General features: G+C 34.5%; 14 protein-coding genes. 7 read left to right on the top strand and 7 right to left on the bottom strand.

All coding sequences use genetic code 11. The features are described 5' to 3' along the window. Positions 1-4: 4 nt before the first annotated feature. Complete coding sequence (locus ACIQ2J_RS05350; protein WP_396167362.1) at positions 5-355, top strand: 4Fe-4S dicluster domain-containing protein; 351 nt, start codon at positions 5-7, stop codon at positions 353-355. Positions 356-429: 74 nt separating this feature from the next. Here the strand turns inward: ACIQ2J_RS05350 and ACIQ2J_RS05345 are convergent, their stop codons facing one another. Both ACIQ2J_RS05345 and ACIQ2J_RS05340 read right to left on the bottom strand, forming a co-directional pair. Continuing rightward, a complete protein-coding gene (locus tag ACIQ2J_RS05345; RefSeq protein ID WP_396167361.1) occupies positions 430-1383 on the bottom strand; it encodes a transketolase family protein in 954 nt (317 codons plus the stop codon). A gap of 68 nt (positions 1384-1451) precedes the next feature. Then, positions 1452-2297: a transketolase gene (locus ACIQ2J_RS05340; RefSeq protein ID WP_396167360.1), complete on the bottom strand. Its 846-nt coding sequence runs from the start codon at positions 2295-2297 to the stop codon at positions 1452-1454. 330 nt (positions 2298-2627) lie between these two features. Between ACIQ2J_RS05340 and ACIQ2J_RS05335 the strand changes: the two genes are divergently transcribed. The 3 genes from ACIQ2J_RS05335 (at position 2628) to ACIQ2J_RS05325 (ending at position 12782) form a co-directional block, all read left to right on the top strand. Next, on the top strand, positions 2628-9770 hold the full coding sequence (locus ACIQ2J_RS05335; RefSeq protein WP_396167359.1) for a gliding motility-associated C-terminal domain-containing protein: 7143 nt from the start codon (positions 2628-2630) through the stop codon (positions 9768-9770). Positions 9771-9848: 78 nt separating this feature from the next. Then, positions 9849-10757 carry a type IX secretion system membrane protein PorP/SprF gene (locus ACIQ2J_RS05330; RefSeq protein WP_396167358.1) on the top strand — a complete coding sequence of 303 codons (909 nt, stop codon included), beginning with the start codon at positions 9849-9851 and terminating at the stop codon, positions 10755-10757. Positions 10758-10769: 12 nt separating this feature from the next. After that, positions 10770-12782 carry an OmpA family protein gene (locus ACIQ2J_RS05325; protein ID WP_396167357.1) on the top strand — a complete coding sequence of 671 codons (2013 nt, stop codon included), beginning with the start codon at positions 10770-10772 and terminating at the stop codon, positions 12780-12782. 137 nt (positions 12783-12919) lie between these two features. Here the strand turns inward: ACIQ2J_RS05325 and ACIQ2J_RS05320 are convergent, their stop codons facing one another. From ACIQ2J_RS05320 to ACIQ2J_RS05300, 5 genes are all read right to left on the bottom strand, one after another. Continuing rightward, a complete protein-coding gene (locus tag ACIQ2J_RS05320; protein WP_396167355.1) occupies positions 12920-14050 on the bottom strand; it encodes an efflux RND transporter periplasmic adaptor subunit in 1131 nt (376 codons plus the stop codon). 2 nt (positions 14051-14052) lie between these two features. Beyond that, complete coding sequence (locus ACIQ2J_RS05315; protein ID WP_396167354.1) at positions 14053-15282, bottom strand: TolC family protein; 1230 nt, start codon at positions 15280-15282, stop codon at positions 14053-14055. Then, on the bottom strand, positions 15279-15656 hold the full coding sequence (locus ACIQ2J_RS05310) for a GxxExxY protein (RefSeq protein WP_396167353.1): 378 nt from the start codon (positions 15654-15656) through the stop codon (positions 15279-15281). The genes ACIQ2J_RS05315 and ACIQ2J_RS05310 overlap by 4 nt, the downstream gene beginning before the upstream one ends. 394 nt (positions 15657-16050) lie before the next feature. Further along, positions 16051-19176, bottom strand: a complete 3126-nt coding sequence (locus tag ACIQ2J_RS05305) for an efflux RND transporter permease subunit (RefSeq protein ID WP_396167352.1) — start codon at positions 19174-19176, stop codon at positions 16051-16053. Positions 19177-19261: 85 nt separating this feature from the next. After that, positions 19262-19648 (bottom strand): hypothetical protein, encoded by a 387-nt coding sequence (locus ACIQ2J_RS05300; protein WP_396167351.1) that lies wholly within the window; start codon positions 19646-19648, stop codon positions 19262-19264. A gap of 203 nt (positions 19649-19851) precedes the next feature. Here ACIQ2J_RS05300 and tgt point away from each other — a divergent pair, with 203 nt between their 5' ends. The 3 genes from tgt (at position 19852) to ACIQ2J_RS05285 (ending at position 23030) form a co-directional block, all read left to right on the top strand. Continuing rightward, on the top strand, positions 19852-20982 hold the full coding sequence (gene tgt / locus ACIQ2J_RS05295; protein WP_396167350.1) for a tRNA guanosine(34) transglycosylase Tgt: 1131 nt from the start codon (positions 19852-19854) through the stop codon (positions 20980-20982). Positions 20983-21076: 94 nt separating this feature from the next. Then, positions 21077-22162 (top strand): LptF/LptG family permease, encoded by a 1086-nt coding sequence (locus ACIQ2J_RS05290; protein ID WP_396167349.1) that lies wholly within the window; start codon positions 21077-21079, stop codon positions 22160-22162. Then, positions 22149-23030 carry a DMT family transporter gene (locus ACIQ2J_RS05285; RefSeq protein WP_396167347.1) on the top strand — a complete coding sequence of 294 codons (882 nt, stop codon included), beginning with the start codon at positions 22149-22151 and terminating at the stop codon, positions 23028-23030. Before ACIQ2J_RS05290 ends, ACIQ2J_RS05285 begins: the two co-directional genes overlap by 14 nt. Positions 23031-23098: the final 68 nt, after the last annotated feature.

The following is a 23098-nucleotide window of genomic DNA, read 5'->3' as shown; positions in this document are numbered from 1 at the left end:
AAAAATGGCAATAATTATAACAGACGAATGTATTAATTGTGGCGCTTGTGAGCCAGAATGTCCTAATACGGCAATATATGAAGGTGCAGACGATTGGCGTTACAAGGACGGTACTAAACTAAAAGGGAAAGTTATTTTGCCGGATGGAACTGAAGTCGATTCGGATGCGGCCCAAACTCCGGTTTCCGATGATGTTTATTACATTGTTCCTGGTAAATGTACTGAATGTAAAGGATTTCATGAAGAGCCACAATGTGCCGCAGTATGCCCTGTAGATTGTTGTATTCCAGATGACAGTCATGTAGAAAGCGAAGAAACGCTTTTAAATAGAAAAGCATTTTTGCATAACGAATAAAATCCAATTGCATTGAAAACAATAAAATCCCGAAATATTTCGGGATTTTATTGTTTTATAATTGAATGAAAGAATTACTTTCTCTTAATCACTCGTTCTACAGCTTCTACAATGGCTTGATTGTTTAACTTGTATTTCTCCATCAATTGTTCTGGAGTTCCGCTTTCGCCAAATGAATCTTGAACCGCAACAAATTCTTGTGGTCTTGGATTGTTTAATGCTAAGGTTCTTGCAACGCTTTCTCCTAATCCGCCAAGGATATTGTGTTCTTCGGCAGTAACTACACAACCTGTTTTAGCAACCGATTTTAATATCTCTTCTTCATCCAACGGTTTAATAGTATGTATGTTGATTACTTCGGCAGATATTCCTTTTGCTTCCAATGCTTCTGCGGCAATTAATGCTTCCCAAACTAAATGGCCGGTAGCAATTATCGTTACATCGGTACCTTCGTTTAGCAAGATTGCTTTCCCAATTACGAAAGGTTCATCAGATGGCATAAAGTTTGGCACTACAGGTCTTCCAAAACGCAAGTAAACAGGTCCGTGGTGGTCTGCAATGGCTAATGTAGCCGCTTTGGTTTGGTTGTAATCACAAGTATTGATTACCGTCATTCCTGGAAGCATTTTCATTAAACCGATATCTTCTAATATTTGGTGGGTTGCGCCATCTTCACCAAGGGTTAAACCTGCATGCGAAGCACAAATTTTTACATTTTTATCGGAATAAGCAACTGATTGGCGAATTTGATCGTAAACTCTTCCAGTAGAAAAGTTAGCAAAGGTTCCTGTAAAAGGAATTTTTCCTCCAATAGTTAATCCGGCAGCAATTCCAATCATGTTGGCTTCTGCAATTCCAATTTGGAAAAAACGTTCTGGGTGATTTTTTTTGAAATCGTCAAATTTTAATGAGCCTATTAAATCGGCGCATAAAGCAACAACGTTTTCATTTTTTTGTCCTAATTCGGTCATTCCTGCACCAAATCCCGAACGGGTATCTTTACTTCCTGTGTTTGTATATTTTTTCATTTTTAATAGCTGTAGGCTTTAGGCTATAGGCAGTAGGCATAAAGCATACGGCTTATAGCTTATCGCATTTAATAATCTCCTAAAGTTTCTGGGTTTTGTTCTAATGCTTTTGCTAATTGCTCGTCGTTAGGTGCTTTACCGTGCCAAGCATGGGTATGCATCATGTAATCCACGCCATTCCCCATTTCGGTATGTAATAAAACACAAACTGGTTTTCCGTTACCTGTTCTTGCTTTGGCTTCACTCATTCCAACAAGTATTGCTTCTAGGTTGTTTCCTTCCTTTATTTCTAAAACGTCCCAACCGAATGCTTCAAATTTAGCACGAACGCTTCCCATATTCAATACTTCATCGGTAGATCCATCAATTTGTTTTCCGTTTAAATCTACTGTAGCAATTAAAGTATCTATTTTTTTTGCGGCAGCATACATGATGGCTTCCCAATTTTGACCTTCTTGCAATTCGCCATCGCCAGTAAGTGCATAAATTAAATTAGTGTCGTTGTTTAGTTTTTTTGCTTGAGCAGCACCAATCGCAACCGATAAACCTTGACCTAAAGATCCAGAAGCAATTCTAATGCCTGGAAGACCTTCGTGGGTAGTTGGATGCCCTTGCAAACGCGTGTTAAGTTTTCTAAAAGTAGCCAATTCTGCTATCGGAAAGTATCCGCTTCTAGCTAAAACGCTATAAAAAACAGGAGAAATATGACCATTAGAAAGGAAAAATAAATCTTCTCCAACTCCGTCCATATCAAAACCTTCTTTACGGGTAAGGATGTTTTGGTACAAAGCTACTAAAAACTCGGCACAGCCTAAAGAACCACCTGGGTGACCTGAATTTACTGCGTGAACCATTCGAAGGATGTCTCTTCGTACTTGCGTTGTGAAATCTTGTAGTTGTTTAATGTCAGACATTTTGTGTAGTTAAAAATTATAATGCGTCAAAGATAAGATTTTTAGATAATAGATGGTAGGTTAATAGATACGAGACTTTTCAAAAGTTATTAAGGTTTTAGATTAATTAAAAATTTAAATCTGATTTTGACTAATAGCATTTTTAGTATTTGAAATCCTATTTTCTATAGAATCTTGTTAAATTTTTAAGTTTTTGTATAACAAACTGATAATAATTCTTTAATAACTTTAATCTAGTAATTATTTGATAAATAACAAGTATTCAAGCATTGTTGGATTATACGTACTATCAAATTATTATTGTTTAATAAATTTTAAAAAATAAAAATTATGAAAAAAATTACCCATCCATTCCCAATTCCAAAAATGGTACGAACAGCGTTTGTATTTATTTTTATGTTTTGTGTAAGCCATTCTTTTTCTCAAGTAAATTTATTCGATTGTAATTATCATTGCACTTCAAATAATTTTACTTTGGATGATGTATTTTTAAGTGCTACAAATACTCCGGGTTCTGTACCACTTTCTAATACTACTTGTACTCCTGGAACGACTAGTACGGCCTATATTATGTTAGATTACACTTCCAATTCTTCTGCTGAAATTCATTTTGTTCGATTAAATGCGGATTTAATAATTAATGGGGTACATCATTTTATAAATGTTGATTTAGGAACTGTTGCTCCAGGTGGAGGACAAGTTCAAATTTATGGACCATTTAATTATGTTTGTGGACAGGAACTGGCACTCGCTAATACTATTATTGCTTGGAAAACGAACGAAAATAATGATCCAGGAGAGAATTATACGTGTGATGATTATAGCGCTGCGCAATGTGATTTTAGTCCTAATACTGCTATAAAAAAGCCATTTGCTGTTCAGTTTACTTATAAAGCATGTACAGTAGGAACTTCCACCACAGTACATTTTACCTCTACAACTCTTGGTGGAGTTGCGCCTTATGTTTTTGCTTGGGATTTTAATAATGATGGAATTACCGATTCTACTCTTGCAAACCCAACTCATATTTATTCTGGATCAGGAAATACTGCAATACTAACAGCATCCGATGCACAGTTATTATCGAATACTCAAACACAGAATATTATTCTTCCGACAGAATTAATTCTTTCGGCAGTTGCTACTAATGTAGGTTGTGATGGAAATGCTTCAGGTTCTATAGATTTAAGTGTTGTAGGTGGAACACCTCCTTATAGTTATGCTTGGAATAATGGAGCGACTACTCAAGATATTTCAGGATTAACTGCGGGTAATTATACTGTTACTGTAACCGATTTTAATAACTGCCAAAAAACTCTAAGTGAAACTATTGGCAATGGGGATTCGGATAATCCTCAAGTTGTTGCGCCTGCTAATGCTATTTATGAAGGTTGTGATACAGCAACTATAGCTACAAATAGTTTACCCGCATTTTCAACAACAGAAACTACTATTTCTTTAGCAGTTTTTAATCAAATGGGAGGTTCTTATACTGATGCTTCTGCACTATCGAGTATAACGTATCAGGATGTAACTTCGGGTTCCTGTCCTATTTTGGTTACAAGAACCTTTAGAGTAAAAGATATATGCAACAATGTTGGAAGTGACAATCAAGTTATTACTATTCAAGATATTACATTGCCAACGGCAAGCAATCCTACTTCTATAGTTTTAACTGGATATAACGGAACTTTTCCATCACCAGATATAAATGTAGTAACCGATGAAGCCGACACTTGTTCAACACCAACGGTAGCCTTTGTGAGCGAAGGTAGTCCAATAGTAAACGGATGCACCGAAACTAGAATTAGAACTTATAGTGTAACCGATGCTTGTTTGAATACGATTAATGTTACTCAAAATTTAATTAGAAGTTTTGATACGACACCTCCAGTTGCGCCAATGCTTTCGGATGTTACAGGTCAGTGTTTTGCGACAGCAACAACTCCAACTACCACAGATAATTGTTCTCAAACACTGATCACTGGTACTACTACTGATTCATTAACGTATTTCACTCAAGGAATTTTTACTATTCATTGGAACTTTGATGATGGCCATGGTAATAGCACTCAAGTGAATCAGAATGTGATTATTCATGATACGACTCCTCCCGAAGCACCAATATTAACGGATGTAATTGGGCAATGTTCTGCAACGGCCACAGTCCCTTCTACAACGGATAATTGTTCACAAACACCTATTGCAGGAACTACTTCAGATTCCTTAACTTATAATTCCCAGGGAGATTTTATAATTCACTGGACTTTTGTCGATGGCCATGGAAATAGTACACAAGTTAATCAGAATGTGAAAGTTCATGATACAACACCTCCAGTTGTTCCAATGTTAGCCAATGTAACAGGTCAATGTACGGCAACGGCAACTACTCCAACCACTTCAGATAATTGTTCTGGTACAATAACTGGTTCAACAACTGATTCTTTATCCTACAATACCCAAGGCACTCATATCATTCATTGGACTTTTAATGATGGTCATGGCAATAGTATAACTGTAAATCAAAATGTGATTGTAGATGATACTACCAATCCAGTAACGCCAATGTTAGCCAATGTAACGGGACAATGTTCAGCAACTGCAACGACACCAACAACAACCGATAATTGTACAGGAACAATTTCTGGAACCACAAATGATCCATTGACGTATACTACGCAAGGAACACATGTAATTCATTGGAATTTTAACGATGGCAATGGCAATAGCATCACTGTAAATCAAAATGTGATTGTAGATGATACTACCAATCCAGTAACGCCAATGTTAGCCAATGTAACGGGACAATGTTCTGCAACAGCAACCGTTCCAAATACAACCGATAATTGCGCTGGAACAATTTCCGGAACCACAAATGATCCATTGACGTATACTACGCAAGGCACTCATATTATCCATTGGACTTTTAGTGATGGCAATGGCAATAGTATAACTGTAAATCAAAATGTGATTGTAGATGATACTACCAATCCAGTAACGCCAATGTTAGCCAATGTAACGGGACAATGTTCTGCAACAGCAACGACACCAACAACAACCGATAATTGTACAGGAACAATTTCTGGAACCACAAATGATCCATTGACGTATACTACGCAAGGAACACACATTATCCATTGGACTTTTAGTGATGGCAATGGCAATAGTATTACTGTAAATCAGAATGTGATTGTTCACGATACTATTAATCCAATAACACCAATGTTAGCCAATGTAACGGGACAATGTTCTGCAACAGCAACCGTTCCAACCACAACCGATAATTGTGCAGGAACAATTTCTGGAACCACAAATGATCCATTGACGTATACTACGCAAGGAACACATGTAATTCATTGGAATTTTAACGATGGCAATGGCAATAGCATCACTGTGAATCAGAATGTGATTGTTCACGATAATACCAATCCAGTAACACCAATGTTAGCTAATGTAACGGGTCAATGTTCTGCAACAGCAACGACACCAACAACAACCGATAATTGTGCAGGAACAATTTCTGGAACCACAAATGATCCGTTGACTTATATTACACAAGGAACTCATATTATCCATTGGACTTTTAGTGATGGCAATGGCAATAGTATAACTGTGAATCAGAATGTGATTGTTCACGATACAACCAATCCAGTAACGCCAATGTTAGCTAATGTAACGGGTCAATGTTCTGCAACAGCAACGACACCAACAACAACCGATAATTGTGCAGGAACAATTTCTGGAACCACAAATGATCCATTGACGTATACTACGCAAGGAACACACATTATCCATTGGACTTTTAGTGATGGCAATGGCAATAGCATAACTGTGAATCAGAATGTGATTGTAGATGATACTACCAATCCAGTAACGCCAATGTTAGCCAATGTAACGGGTCAATGTTCTGCAACAGCAACGACACCAACAACAACCGATAATTGCGCAGGAACAATTAACGGAACTACAACCGATCCGTTGACGTATACTACACAAGGAACACATGTAATTCATTGGACTTTTAGTGACGGCAATGGAAATAGCATCACTGTGAATCAGAATGTGATTGTTCACGATACGATTAATCCAATAACACCAATGTTAGCCAATGTAACAGGTCAATGTTCAGCAACGGCAACCGTTCCAACGACCACAGATAATTGCGCAGGAACAATTTCTGGAACCACAAATGATCCATTGACGTATACTACGCAAGGAACACACATTATCCATTGGACTTTTAACGATGGCAATGGCAATAGTATCTCTGTAAATCAGAATGTGATTGTTCACGATACTACAAATCCAATAACACCAATGTTAGCTAATGTAACGGGTCAATGTTCTGCAACAGCAACGACACCAACAACAACCGATAATTGTGCAGGAACAATTTCTGTAACCACAAATGATCCGTTGACTTATATTACACAAGGAACTCATATTATCCATTGGACTTTTAGTGATGGCAATGGCAATAGTATAACTGTGAATCAGAATGTGATTGTTCACGATACAACCAATCCAGTAACGCCAATGTTAGCTAATGTAACGGGTCAATGTTCTGCAACAGCAACCGTTCCAACCACAACCGATAATTGTGCAGGAACAATTTCTGGAACCACAAATGATCCATTGACGTATACTACACAAGGAACTCATATTATCCATTGGACTTTTAGTGATGGCAATGGCAATAGCATCACTGTGAATCAGAATGTGATTGTAGATGATACTACCAATCCAGTAACGCCAATGTTAACCAATGTAACGGGTCAATGTTCTGCAACAGCAACCGTTCCAACCACAACTGATAATTGCGCAGGAACAATTAACGGAACTACAACCGATCCATTGACGTATACTACGCAAGGAACACACATTATCCATTGGACTTTTAGTGATGGCAATGGCAATAGCATAACTGTGAATCAGAATGTGATTGTAGATGATACTACCAATCCAGTAACGCCAATGTTAGCCAATGTAACGGGTCAATGTTCTGCAACAGCAACCGTTCCAACGACCACAGATAATTGCGCAGGAACTATAAACGGAACCACAAATGATCTATTGACGTATACTACGCAAGGAACACATGTAATTCATTGGAATTTTAACGATGGCAATGGCAATAGCATCACTGTAAATCAAAATGTGATTGTAGATGATACTACCAATCCAATAACACCAATGCTAGCCAATGTAACGGGACAATGTTCTGCAACAGCTACAGTTCCAACCACAACCGATAATTGCGCAGGAACAATTTCCGGAACCACAAATGATCCATTAACCTATACTACACAAGGGACATTTATAATTCATTGGCATTTTAATGATGGAAATGGTAATAGCATCACTGTAACTCAAAATGTGATTGTAGATGACACTACCAATCCAGACACACCAATACTTAATGATATTATAAGTCAATGCTATGCAACAGCTACTGCTCCAACAACAACCGATAATTGTTCTCAATTACCTATTGTTGGAACAACCACAGATCCATTAACTTACAATATGCAAGGAAATTTTGTAATCCATTGGCTTTTTAATGATGGTAATGGAAATATAATTCTAGTAGATCAGAATGTGATTATACACGATACTACACCTCCGATGGCACCAGTATTAGAAGATGTTATAGGACAATGCTCTGCTACAGCTCCAGTTCCTTCTACATACGATAATTGTTCTGAAATGTCAATAATGCCAATTTTAGGAACTACCAACGATCCGTTAACTTATAACACCCAAGGAACTCATATTATCCATTGGACTTTTAGTGATGGTAACGGTAACAGTATCCAAGTAAATCAGAATGTGATTGTTGATGATACAACTAATCCAGAAATACTAGAATTGGCGGATGTTACAGGTCAATGTTCTGCGACTGCAACAGTTCCATCGACTATGGATAATTGTGCTGGGACAATAAATGGAACCACAACCGATCCGTTAACATATAACACCCAAGGAACTCATGTCATCCATTGGACATTTAATGATGGCAACGGTAATAGTATCCAAGTAAATCAAAATGTGATTGTGGATGACACAATCAATCCTGAAACACCAGAACTGGCCGATGTTACAGGTCAATGTTCTGCGACTGCAACAGTTCCATCGACTATGGATAATTGCGCAGGGACAATAAATGGAACTACAACCGATCCGTTAACATATAACACCCAAGGAACTCACATAATTCATTGGACTTTTAGTGATGGCAATGGCAATAGTATCTCTGTAAATCAGAATATGATTGTACACGATACTATTAATCCAATAACCCCGATGTTAGTGGATCTAACGGGACAATGTTCTGCAACGGCAACAACTCCAACAACTACCGATAATTGTGCTGGAACTATAAACGGAACTACTACCGATCCGTTAACTTATACCACGCAAGGAACCCACATAATTCATTGGACTTTTAGTGATGGCAATGGCAATAGTATTTCTATAAACCAAAATGTGATTGTACACGATACGATTAATCCTGTAACACCAACTTTAGCCAATGTTACAGGGCAATGTTCTGCAACTGCAACGACTCCAACAACAACCGATAATTGTGCAGGAACCATAAATGGAACCACAACCGATCCTTTAACTTATACCACGCAAGGAACCCATATTATTCATTGGACCTTTAGTGATGGTAACGGAAATAGTATCAATGTAAATCAAAATGTGATTGTTCAGGATAACACTAACCCATTGACACCAATGTTAGTGGATGTAACGGGTCAGTGTTCGGCAACGGCAGTAACACCAACCACCACAGATAATTGTGCAGGAACCATAAACGGAACTACAACTGATCCGTTGACATATACCACGCAAGGAACTCACATAATTCATTGGACATTTAACGATGGAAATGGTAACATTATAACGGTGAATCAAAGTGTGATTATAAGCGACACAACGCCTCCAGTGACACTAATGTTGGCAAATATATCAGGCATTTGTTCTGTAACAGTTGATATACCAACTACAACCGATAATTGTGCTGAGCTATTGACAGGTACTACTACTGATCCGTTAACGTATTCTTTACACGGTAATTATATTGTTCATTGGACTTTTGATGATGGCCATGGAAATAGTATTACGGTCAACCAAAATGTAGCTGTAACTCAAGAGGATCTTATTGTTCATAACGCATTCTCACCAAATAATGATGGATTAAACGAGTTTTTTAACATTGAAAATATTGAAAACACAATTTGTTTTCCATCTAATAGGGTTGAAATATATAATAGATGGGGAGTACTTGTTTATGAAACCGATCAATACGATAATAATTCAAGAGTTTTTAAAGGTATTTCTGAAGGAAGAGTTACAATAGATAGAGCCATGGAATTACCAACAGGAACCTATTATTATATATTAAATTATACTACAAGTGAAGGTGAATATTTAAATAAAAAAGGATACGTCTATCTTTCAAAATAAGTTGCTATATAAAAACCCAGTAATTAAAATTACTGGGTTAAAATAAAAAAATCTATAAATAATTAAAAATAACTACTTATGAAAACTATTATACGGTTTTTCGTTTTAATTACAAGTTTTGTATCGTTTGCACAACAAGATGCACAATATTCACAGTACATGTATAATACTATTACTGTAAATCCTGCTTATGCTGGGTCTAGGGGAGTTTTAAGTTTGTTCGGGTTACACCGAACGCAATGGGTTGGAATAGATGGAGCGCCCGTTACCAATGCTTTTTCTATGCATACTCCAATTGATAATAGTAGGGTAGGGATAGGAGCATCTTTTTTAAACGATAGAATTGGACCAACTATAGAAAATTCAATTTCGGTGGATGCTTCCTATACTATTCCAACTTCAGAAACCTATAAATTGTCCTTTGGAGTAAAAGGAAGAGGAAGTTTTATGAATTTAGATGCCTCTCAGTTGAATCCGACCGATCAAAATGATCCTCAATTTCAAAATTTTAGTAAATTTTATCCTAATGTTGGAGCCGGAGTTTATTTTCATTCCAATAAAACCTATTTGGGGTTTTCAATTCCTCAGTTTATTGACACCAAAAGGTTTAATAATAATGATTTGAAAATATTTACTCAAAGCATAACTTACTATTTCATCGCAGGTCATATTTATCAATTGAATCCAGAAATAAAATTTAAACCAGCTTTATTAACCAAGATTGAACGAGGAACTCCTTTGCAGGTTGATGCTTCAGCAACTTTTATGTTCAATGATAAATTTGTAATGGGAGCTTCATATCGATGGGATGCATCCGTTTCTGTCATGGCAGGATTTCAAGTTAGTGATGGTTTGTATATTGGCTATGCCTATGATTTAGAAACTACTAAATTGAGAAAATACAATTCAGGTTCGCACGAAGTTTTTTTGCGATTTGAATTATTTGATAATAAAAACAAAGTTACTTCACCAAGATTGTTCTTTTAAAACTACAAAATCATGAAAAATTTAATAAAAATCTATTTAGTAGGTTTGAGTTTTTTATCCTTTAATGGATATTCTCAATTGGAAGAGAATAAAACTTTAGATACCCTATCTTCAGAGTTTAAGGAAGAGATTCTTAACGTCTATGCCAATGTTGCAGAAAGCAGATTAATGAAAAAATCCAATAAATTATACGATAAATACTCCTATATGGATGCTGCAAAAGCATATGAAAAGGCATATAATAAAGGGTATCGATCACCTGATTTATTTAAAAAATTAGGAAATACCTATTATTTTAATGCAAATTTAGAAAGCGCGGCTAAATGGTACAATGAACTTTTTGCACTAAATGTAGCAGTAGAACCAGAATATTATTTTAGATATTCTCAATGTCTAAAAAGTATTGGTAACTATGATAAGGCAAACGAAATGCTATTACTTTTCCATAAAAAATCAAAAGCTGATAGTAGGGGTAAAAATTTCATAAATAAATCTAATTATTTAGATATAATAAAATCTAATTCTGGAAGGTATATTATTGAAGATGCTGGAATTAATTCAAAATATGTCGATTATGGAACTGCAATTGTAGGTGATAAAATAGTTTTTACTTCAGCAAGAGATACTGGAAATTTTGCACAACGAAAACACGAATGGTCGCATCAATATTTTACAGGTTTATATTCTTCTAATTTAATTCCAGATAAATCAGGCAAAATTAAGGTAACTAAATATGCAAAAAGTTTGAATTCCAGATTTCATGAATCCACACCAGTTTTCACTAATGATGGAAAAACAATGTTTTTTACTAGAAATAATTATGTAGATGGTAAAAGAGGTAAAAGCGATAATAAAATTACTTTGTTAAAAATTTACCAAGCCAAATTTATTGATAGTACTTGGCAAGATGTTAAAGAGTTACCTTTTAATGATAATAATTATTCCACCGAACATCCTGCATTAAGTGAGGATGGAAAAACAATGTATTTTGCATCAGATATGCCAGGAACTTATGGGCAATTGGATATTTGGAAAGTGAACATCAATGACGATGGAAGTTTTGGTGCCCCTGAAAATTTAGGGCCTAAAATAAATACCGAAGGGCGTGAATCGTTCCCAACATTTACCAATGAAAACGAACTTTATTTTGCTTCCGATGGACTATTAGGGTTGGGAGGTTATGATATTTTTGTTTCTAAATTAAACAAATACAATATATTTCAGGAGCCAATTAATATTGGTGCTCCCGCAAATTCTAGTGATGATGATTTTGCTTATATAATTGATACTACTACTAGAAAAGGGTACTTGAGTTCCAATAGACCTGGAGGAAAAGGCTTAGATGATATTTACAATTTTGTGGAAACGAAACGATTAATTTGTGAGCAAAGTTTAACTGGTGTCGTTACTGATGCCGATACTTATAAAAATATTGCTAACTCAAAAATAACTTTAAGTGACGATCATTTTGTTAAAATAAAAGAAATACAAACGGATGCAAATGGGGCTTATTCTTTTGATGTAAATTGTGGAAAAACCTATTATGTTAAAGCTGAAAAAGAAGGTTATAACACAAAGGAAGAACCAGTTACAATTCCTTCTAAAAATGGAAAAACAACCTTAGATATAGCATTGGATAAAATAGTAGTAAAAGGCGATGATTTAGCAATAAAACTAGAACTTAATACAATTTATTTTGATTTGGATAAATATTATATTCGTCCAGATGCAGCTTTGGAATTAGAAAAAATTGCTACTTACTTAAGAAAATATGCCACAATTCAAGTAGATATTCGATCTCATACCGATTGTCGTCATTCTCATAAATACAATCAAGTATTGTCTGAGAGAAGAGCAAAATCTACCTTTGATTGGTTGGTTAAAAACGGAATCAATGCTTATAGATTAACCTATAAAGGTTATGGCGAAACCCAATTGGTAAATGGCTGCAGCGATGGTGTGAAATGTACCGAAACCGAGCATCAATTGAACAGAAGAAGTGAGTTTATTATTACAAAAATGTAAATAATCTGTAAAAATTAAAAACCTTTATCAAAGTATTACAACTTTGATTAAGGTTTTTTTTAGGGCTATTCTTATCGTGCTTTTTTTATAGTATAATAATTTAAAAAACTCAAAATATCTTTTGAAATATTTAGTAATTACTCATCGGCTTTATTTTTTAATTTCATTAATAGTGTATAGGCTCCATTGGTAACAATGGAATTTTCAGTTAATTGGTCATTATCTAAAATTTCAATAAATCCGTTTTCTGAATTACCGGTTTTTACCTCGGTCATTTGAAACTGATTTTTGTTTAAAACAACAAAAATATATTCTTTTCCTTCAAAATTCACTACTGCGTCTTTTGGAAGTGTTAAAACATTCTCACTTTTCACATTTATCTCTGCATTCATATACATTCCAGGCAATAATGTTTTGTCGTAATTTTCAAAATGACAATGTACATCTGCCGAATGTTCGTCAATTGATAAATCCTTACTAATTAAAAGAATTTCACAAGCATGTTTTTTATCCGGCTGGTTGTTGGTATAAGCCATCAATTTTTGACCAATTGCTAATTTTGTGATGTCTTTTTCAAATATTTTTAAATTCAAATGAATATCGGATGGATTAATTAATTCAAATAAAACGTCGGACGGATTTACATATTTTCCAATATTGATATTTACTTTCGATACAAAACCATTTATAGGCGCATAAATATTGACGCTTTTAGAAATATTTTTTTCCGAAAGCGAATTCGGATTAACACTAATCAAACGCAGTTTTTCTGCCAAAGCACTTAACGTAATTCTTAAGGTTTTGTATTCGGCATCGGCTTGTTGGAAAACTTTATCGCTACTTGCCTGACTTTGATTCAGTTCTTTTTGACGTTGGTATTCTTTTTCTGCAAAATATAATTTCGATTTTGTAGTCAAATAATCCTGTTGCAATTGAACGTATTGTTGGTCTTCCATAGTTGCAATGATTTCTCCTTTTGCAATATGCAAGCCAGGCAATAATTTTGTTGAGGTTAAATAACCACCAAGAGGCATACTCACCGAAACCATATTTTGTGGGGGAACATCTATTTTCCCGGTTACTTTTAAGAGAGATGAAATGCTCTTTTTTTCTAGTTTTCCAATTTCGATCGTAGCATTTTTTAATTGTGCCTCAGTGATGGAAACTAAATTTGTATTGGCATTAGCATCCACAGTTTGTTCTTCTTTCTTGGAATTACACCCCATAAGAAGTAACATTAGACTTGAAATTATTAATATATTTTTCATTATTATTGTTTTGAAGTAAGGTAATTAAGTTGGATAATTATTTCATTATGTTGTATGACAGCATCAATATAATTACTTTTAATAGTAATGCTTTGGTTGGCAAGTAGTACCCAATCCAGATAATTAATGTCACCGTTATAAAATTGTTTATTAGCAGTTTCAATAATTATTTTAGCATTTGGAAGTGCTGTTTTTTCAAAATAATCTAATTTTTCTAAGTTACTTTGGTGTTGCGAAAGTGCATTTTGAAATTGCATCTGTAGCAACAATTTTTCTCTTTGGAATTCATTTTCAGAAATACTTTCTCCTATTTTGGAAGCCGCTATTTTTGCTTTTTGAGATCCTCCAAAAATCGGAATGCCAAGTCCAACTTGAGCCGATTGAAATCTTACCGATTTATCATAAACCACATCATTAGCCCCAGTTCCAGTTATAGAAGTATTGTTGTAGCCAAGAGTAAAACTGGGTAATAATTTCGATTTTTCTAATTTAGTCGAAGCCAAACTTGCTTTCTTTTGTTGCTCTAAAACTTTAAGATTTGGATGTTGCGCCACCAAAGTGCTATCGATAGTTGTATCTAAAATTAATTTCAAATTTTCCGCTTTAGGAATAAAATCGGTATCCGAATTTAAAAGCAATTGAAACTGACTCTTCACAACTTCTTTTTCTTGTTGCAACTGAATTAATTGCAACTGAATGTTGCCACGTTGGGTTTCGGCAGTAGTTTTCTCCAAAATATTACTTTCTCCTTTTTGAAATCTTAAATTCGATTTTTTTAAAAATTCCGAAAATATAGTATCACTCTTTTGCAAAAGTTTCTCTTTTTCATACAAATAAACTAAGGTGTAAAAACTTTGTGAAACTGCTTTTTTAAGTTCCGCTTCTTTCATAGAAACGTTTAAGGTAGCCGTTTGCCATTCTTCTTTAAACAGTTTTTTTTGTCGGCTATACACCGTTGGAAAGTTAAACGATTGCGAAATCCCAAAGCGATTGTCATTGTAAAAACTATTAATTTGACCATAATCCGCAACGATATTTGTTGCTGGAATATTTGTTGCCGATTTAATTAATTTTTGCTGATAATCTGCTTTCAATCGTTCACTTTTAATGCTTGAATTATTTTTCAATGCGGTTTCTATTGCTGTTTGTATAGTATAAGGCGTTTGAGCATTTAATATTCCGCAGAATACAAATAGAAACGCCGAAATTAAATTTTTTTTTTTATTTTTCATAAATTGTTTACTTTTCTAAAAATGGAATTTATTACATTATCGGAATTAAAGTTCACTAAAATTCCGAGTTTTAGTTTTGTTAATTTTAAATAAGTTAATACTTGTTTGTGATGCATACGAGATAATTCTTCCACCGACTTAATTTCTACGATAACTTTATTTTCAACTAAAATATCTATTCGAAAACCAATGTTTAGCTCTTGTCCGTCATAAATTACAGGAATAGGAACTTGAGATTTGGCTTCTAAACCATCTTTTTTTAATTGGTATAAAAGTGCTGCTTCATAAACCGATTCTAATAAACCCGGTCCAAGTTCTCTATATACTTTGAAAATGGCACCTCTAATTGTATATGAAATTTCGTTTTCTTTCATAATTGTTTACTTTTTACTTTTTCCTCCCGCAGAATACACAGAATATCGCAAACCTTAAATTTTTCTGCGAGTTTCTGCGAATTCTGCGGGATTTTTTTTTAACAAATATATTTTTGTTTTATCTCCCGCAGAGTTCACAGATTTTCGCAGAGTTTAATTTTTCTGCGCTTTTCTGCGAATTCTGCGGGATTTTTTTATCTAATATATTTTTTTTCTCCCGCAGAGTTCACAGATTTTCGCAGAGTTTAATTTTTCTGTGAGTTTCTGCGAACTCTATGGGCTTTTTTTTATATCAAATATATTTTTTTTCTCCCGCAGAGTTCACAGATTTTCGCAGACTTTAATTTTTCTGTGAGTTTATGGGAACTCTGCGGGATTATTTTAAATGTCTAAATTATTTTTTACTAAATCCTTTTTCAAAAGTAACATATAATATAGGGAGCACGAATAGCGTTAAAAATGTTGCTATCATCAAGCCTCCAATTACCACCGTTGCTAATGGTCGTTGCACTTCGGCACCTGCGCCATTACTAACCGCCATTGGTAAAAATCCTAAAGATGCTACAAAAGCAGTCATTAATACGGGGCGTAAACGTACTTTGGTTCCCATTAAAACAATTCGATGTAAATCAGTCATTCCTTCCGATTTTAATTGGTTAAACTCCGAAATTAATACAATTCCGTTCAAAACGGCGACTCCAAATAAGGCTATAAATCCAACTCCCGCACTAATGCTAAAAGGCATTCCGCGCAAGGCCAAAAAGAATATTCCTCCAATGGCTGAAAGCGGAATTGCAGAATAAATTAGCAATCCATGTTTCACCGAATTAAAAGCAAAAAACAGTAATAAAAATATTAGAAATAACGATACCGGAACGGCAATCATTAACCGATCTTTTGCTTTGTTTAAATTTTCAAATGCACCGCCATAAGTAGTGTAATACCCAGAAGGATATTTGATTTGTTTGTCGGCTTTTTGTTGTAATTCGTTTACAATGCTTTGCACATCGCGACCTCTCACATTAAAACCAACAACAATTCTGCGTTTAGCATCTTCTCGTTGTATTTGATTGGGACCGTTTTTAATTTCAACATTTGCCAATTGCGATAGCGGAATTTGAGTTCCTTGTGGCGTCGGAATTAGTAAATTCTGAACGTCTTCAATATCTTTTCGTTGGTTATTGTTAAGACGAACCACTAAATCAAAACGTTTTTCGCCTTCAAAAACCAACCCAGTACTTTGACCTGCAAAAGCCGTATTTATCACTTTGTTAATATCATCAATAGTAAGATGGTATTGCGCAATAATGTTTCGGTTGTATTCAATAACCACTTGAGGCATTCCGGTAACGGGCTCAATATAGAGGTTTTGCGTACCTTCAACAGTGTTTACAATTTTCCCTAATTTTTGAGCGTATACTGCCAAAGTATCTAGATTTTCACCAAATATTTTGCAAACAACATCTTGTCTGGCACCCGTCATCAATTCGTTAAAACGCATCTGAACCGGATATTGAAATCCAGTTGTAATTCCGGGAACGTTTTCTAGCGCTTTTCCCATTTTTGCTGCCATTTCATCAAAAGTTTTTGCCGATGTCCATTCTTTTTTGTCTTTCATCACCACAATCATATCGCTGGCATCCATCGCCATTGGATCGGTTGGAACTTCCCCGCTACCTATTTTGGTGACTACTTTTTCAACTTCTGGAAATTGAGTTTTTAATATGTGTGCCGCTTTTTGGGTACTTTCAATAGTGGTGTTCAAATTACTTCCGGTGAGCACTCTGGTGTCTACAGCAAAATCGCCTTCTTCTAAAGCAGGAATGAATTCACCTCCCAAAGTTGTAAGGGTAATTACTGCAAGAATAAACAAGGTAACCACTGAAGAGATTACTATTTTAGGATAATTTAATATTTTTTGAAGCAAATGTTGGTATCTCATTTCTATTTTTATCATTATTTTATCCGAAAGATTTGGCTCGTGTTTTACTTTTTTACTCAAAAATAATGCACTCATCATTGGGATGTAAGTTAGCGATAAAATAAAAGCACCTAATAATGCAAAAGCAACCGTTTGCGCCATTGGTTTAAACATTTTTCCCTCAATTCCTTGCAGCGTGAAGATGGGAAGGTACACAATTAAGATTATAATTTGACCAAAAACAGCACTATTCATCATTTTGCTAGAAGAAGTTTGCACTTCTTTATCCATTTTCTTTTGCGATAACTCACTTTCGTTTTTGAGTTTTTTACTGTGGCTTAATTGGTGCATTACCGCTTCTACAATAATAACGGCACCATCTACAATTAATCCAAAATCAAGTGCTCCTAAACTCATAAGGTTTCCGCTTACACCAAATGTATTCATCAGAATAATTGCAAATAACATTGCTAACGGAATTACCGAAGCCACTAATAATCCGGCTCTGAAATTTCCAAGGAAAACAACTAAAACGAAAATTACGATTAAGGCACCTTCCAATAAGTTTTTTTCTACAGTTCCGATGGCGTTATTCACCATTTTAGTGCGATCCAGAAAGGGTTCAATAACAACACCTTTGGGTAATGTTTTCTGAATTTGAGCCACTCGTTCTTTTACATTTTTAATAACATCGCTACTGTTGGCACCTTTTAGCATCATTACCACGGCACCAGAAACTTCGCCTTGATCATTATAAGTCATTGCACCATAACGGGTTGCGAAACCAATTTTAACTTCTGCAACATCTCTAATAAAAAGAGGCGTTCCGCTTGCAGTAGATTTTATAGCGATATTTTCGATATCTTCAATTTTACCAATAAGGCCTTCACTTCTAATAAATAAAGAAGTTGCTCCTTTTTCAATATACGATCCACCGGTATTTTGGTTGTTTTTTTCTACTGCTGTAAATACGTCGCTGATGGTTAATCCATACGATTGTAGTTTGTTAGGATTTATTGCGATTTCATATTGTTTCAATTTCCCACCAAAACTGCTTACTTCGGCAACTCCTTTAACGCCAAGTAATTGTCTTCTTACAATCCAATCTTGAATGGTTCGTAATTCGGTTTCGTTGTATTGTTTTTCATACCCTTTTTCAGGTCGAACCACATATTGGTAGATTTCTCCAAGACCGGTAGAAACTGGTCCAAGTTCAGGAGTGCCAATTCCTTGTGGGATTTGGGTTTGCACTTTTTGCAATCGTTCTGCAACTTGTTGTCGAGCCCAATAAATATCGGTTTCGTCATCAAAAACGATGGTAACTAAGGACAATCCGAAACGAGAAAAACTTCTAATTTCTTTTAATCCAGAAATGTTGTTATTGGCTTGTTCTATCGGAAAAGTAACCAATCGTTCAATATCGGTTGCACCAAAAGAAGGAGCAATAGTAATGACCTGAACTTGATTGTTGGTAATATCCGGAACGGCATCAATAGGTAATTTTGTAACTTGGTAGATGCCATAAAAAAGCAAAACAAGGGTAAACAATCCAACTATGAGTTTGTTCTTAATAGAAAACTCAATTATTTTATTTAGCATATCAATATTAATTAATTTTTGAAATCTTTAAACATATAAAGGCACAAATAATCAAGTATTTGAAGCGATTATTTAAATGAAAAAATTAACTAAATTTAGGTGGTTGCCAAATAGATTTTAGAAAAGTAGCATTGGTAAAACGAGGGTAATATTTGCTAATAACTTTCTTTTCAGAAGGAAGCGAAATAGTAGTAAAACAAAATTTTTGTTCGGGTAAAAGGATGATGTGATTGGAATTATTACAATTATCTAATGTTTTGAAAGGTAATTTAGAGTCCTTATCATAATCTGCATCTTTAACAGAACCATTAGCATAGTGAATGCATAGAAATTTCCAAAGCGTAATAGTCTTGTCTTTTTGTTGGTGTTCCGAAAAATGTTCTACCAAAGCAGGAAATTTCAATAACTGATGCAATTCAGTTGTTGAAATTAGATATAAGGATAAAAATGTTAAGGCGATAATCCTTTTCATATTTATTGATTTTCTATATACTTTGTTATTAGCAAATTTACTCAATTATTAAATACCTTATTTTAAATTAAGATATATTTAATCTATTCTTAAGTATGTTTAATTTATGGAAGCCTACTTTTTAATAGTATCTGTTAAATTAAAGTTTAAAACCCGAAACCTAAAACCTAAATAAATTATATTTGCCAACTGAAAATGCCAATATGATATTCGAATTATTACAAAAAGACCCAAATTCTAAAGCCAGAGCCGGAAAAATAACTACCGATCACGGCGTTATTGAAACCCCTATATTCATGCCTGTTGGAACTGTTGCTTCTGTAAAAGGAGTGCACCAACGCGAGTTGAAAGAAGAAATTAATCCCGATATTATTCTCGGAAATACCTATCATTTATACCTTCGTCCGCAAACACAAATTCTTGAAAAAGCAGGTGGATTGCACAAGTTTATGAATTGGGATCGAAATATCCTAACCGATTCTGGAGGATACCAAGTATATTCCCTTTCGGCAAATAGAAAAATTAAAGAAGAAGGCGTAAAATTTAAATCGCATATTGACGGCTCGTATCACTTTTTTACACCCGAAAATGTGATGGAAATTCAACGTACTATTGGTGCCGACATCATCATGGCGTTTGACGAATGTACGCCATATCCATGTGATTATCGCTATGCGCAACGTTCTATGAAAATGACGCACCGTTGGTTGGATCGTTGTATCAATCATTTGGAAAAAGTGCCGACTAAATATGGTTACGACCAAACTTTTTTCCCAATTGTTCAAGGAAGTACGTATAAAGATTTGCGAATGCAATCGGCAGAATATATTGCCAATTCCGGTCAACAGGGAAATGCTATTGGCGGCCTATCCGTAGGGGAGCCTGCTGAGGAGATGTATGCCATGACCGAAATTGTTTGTGATATCTTGCCAGAAGAAAAGCCTAGATATTTAATGGGAGTTGGAACTCCAATTAATATACTTGAAAATATTGCACTTGGCGTGGATATGTTCGATTGTGTGATGCCAACTCGTAACGCCCGAAACGGAATGTTATTTACGGCCCACGGAACCATTAATATCAAAAATAAAAAATGGGAAGACGATTTTTCTCCAATTGATGCAATGGGAATTACCTTTGTAGATACTGAATATACTAAAGCCTATCTTCGACATTTATTTGCTGCCAATGAATATCTTGGAAAACAAATTGCAACCATTCATAACCTTGGGTTTTATATGTGGTTGGTTCGTGAAGCTAGAAAACATATCTTAGCAGGAGATTTTAGAGTTTGGAAAGAAATGATGGTCAAACAAATGAGTCAAAGACTTTAACAGTTAATAGTTTGTGGTTTATAGTTTATTGTTTGGAGTTACTAATTAATTCCTAAACCCTAAACGCTAAACCCTAAACCCTAAACCTTTATTAATGCTGACAATTTTAGATAAGTACATATTAAAGCGATATTTAAGCACTTTTACAGTGATGATATTGATGTTTATTCCCATCGGAATAACTATTGATATTTCTGAAAAAGTGAATAAAATGATTGAAAATAAGGTGCCTTTTTCTGCAATTGCTCAGTATTATTTAGATTTCACCATTTATTTTGCGAATCTACTTTTTCCTATTTTCTTGTTTTTATCCATTATCTGGTTTACTTCACAACTTGCTAATAAAACAGAAATTATTGCCATTTTAAGTTCTGGAATATCCTTTACAAGATTTTTACGTCCTTATATTATAGGAGCAACCTTTGTTTCAATTTTTGCTTTGTTAATGGGTTTTTTCTTAGTGCCAAAAGCAAGTGACGGATTTAAAAACTTTAGGTATATGTATCTTATTGGTAATGGTCAAAACGAGATGCGGGACAATTCAGATGTCTACCGTCAAATTAATAAAGACGAATATATTTACGTAAGTAATTACAATTCAGCATCTAAAATGGGTTTCAATTTTTCTATGGAAAAATTTGAAAATGACAAATTGAAATACAAAGTAACTGCCAATAGTATAAAATGGAACCCCAAAGACAGCAGTTATACCTTAAATAATTATACCAAAAGAAAAGTGGGTCCCTTAGGAGATATTATTGAAACCAGTCAAAAGAAAGATACTGTTTTTAAATTTGATTTAGAAGATTTAACCCCGGTAGTTTATATTGCAGAGACATTACCTTATAACAAATTACTTCGATTCATCGAAAAAGAACGCCAAAGAGGCTCTACCAATATCAATGTTTATTTGGTGGTTTTATATAAAAAATATTCCATTCCAATTTCGGCATTTATTTTAACAATAATTGCGGTTGCAGTTTCTTCTATGAAACGTCGTGGCGGAATGGGAATTAATCTTGCTATCGGAATTTTATTAGCCTTTGCTTATGTTTTCTTAGATAAAGTGTTTGGGGTATTGGCTGAAAAATCAACCTATCCACCAATAATTGCAGTTTGGTTTCCAAATATTGTTTTTGGTATCTTAGCTATATTTCTACTCCGAAATGCTAAACGATAATACCAAAAGTTACTTACATCTTCATTGGATAGTCTTCATCTGGGGATTTACCGCAGTTTTAGGACGCTTAATTACTTTAGATGCCCTGCCTTTAGTTTGGTTTCGAATGCTATTTGCAGTTGGTTTTATTTTTATTTATATCAAAATAAAGAAAGTTCCCTTAAAACTTCCTAAAAAAGTCCTTTTGAAATTTTTAGTGGCAGGCTTAGTAATAGCGCTGCATTGGTTCACTTTTTTTAGAGCCATCAAAGTTTCTAATGTATCAATAACTTTAGCATGCTTGTCTACCGGTGCTTTTTTTACCTCAATAATTGAACCCATTTTTTTTAATAAAAAGGTCGTTTGGTATGAAATTTTATTCGGCTTAGTTGTCGTTTTCGGATTGACGATTATCTTCAATGTTGAAGGAAAATACATGGAAGGAATAATTCTGGCGCTGACTTCTGCCTTTCTTTCTGCCTCTTTTGCAGTGATAAACAGTAAGTTTGTAAAAGACTACGAACCAACAATTATTTCCTATTATGAGTTGGTTGGAGGCGTTCTTTTCTTCTCTATTTTTATATTAGGTACTTCTGGTTTTGATACAAAGTTTTTCCAACTTACGTCTCACGATTTTATGTATTTGATGATATTAAGTTCAGTTTGTACCGCTTATGCTTTTATCGCATCTACGGCAGTAATGAAATTTTTAAGTCCTTATACGGTGATGCTTACCATCAATTTAGAGCCTATTTACGGAATTTTATTAGCCGTTTTAATATTTAAAGATAAAGAACAAATGAGTCCAGCATTTTATGTTGGTGCTGCAGTTATCTTAATTACTGTAATTGTAAACGGAATTATAAAATCAAGACATAAAGCAAGTTAGCTTTATTTTTACAACTTATAACATAAAATTCCTTTTAAAGAACATTTAAAATTTTATATTTGTAGCTC

Origin of the sequence: Flavobacterium sp., from assembly GCF_044357305.1 — a bacterium.
Lineage (GTDB): Bacteria > Bacteroidota > Bacteroidia > Flavobacteriales > Flavobacteriaceae > Flavobacterium.
Note: the sequence above shows the minus strand (reverse complement) of the source record. Positions and strands in the feature narration are given on the sequence as shown.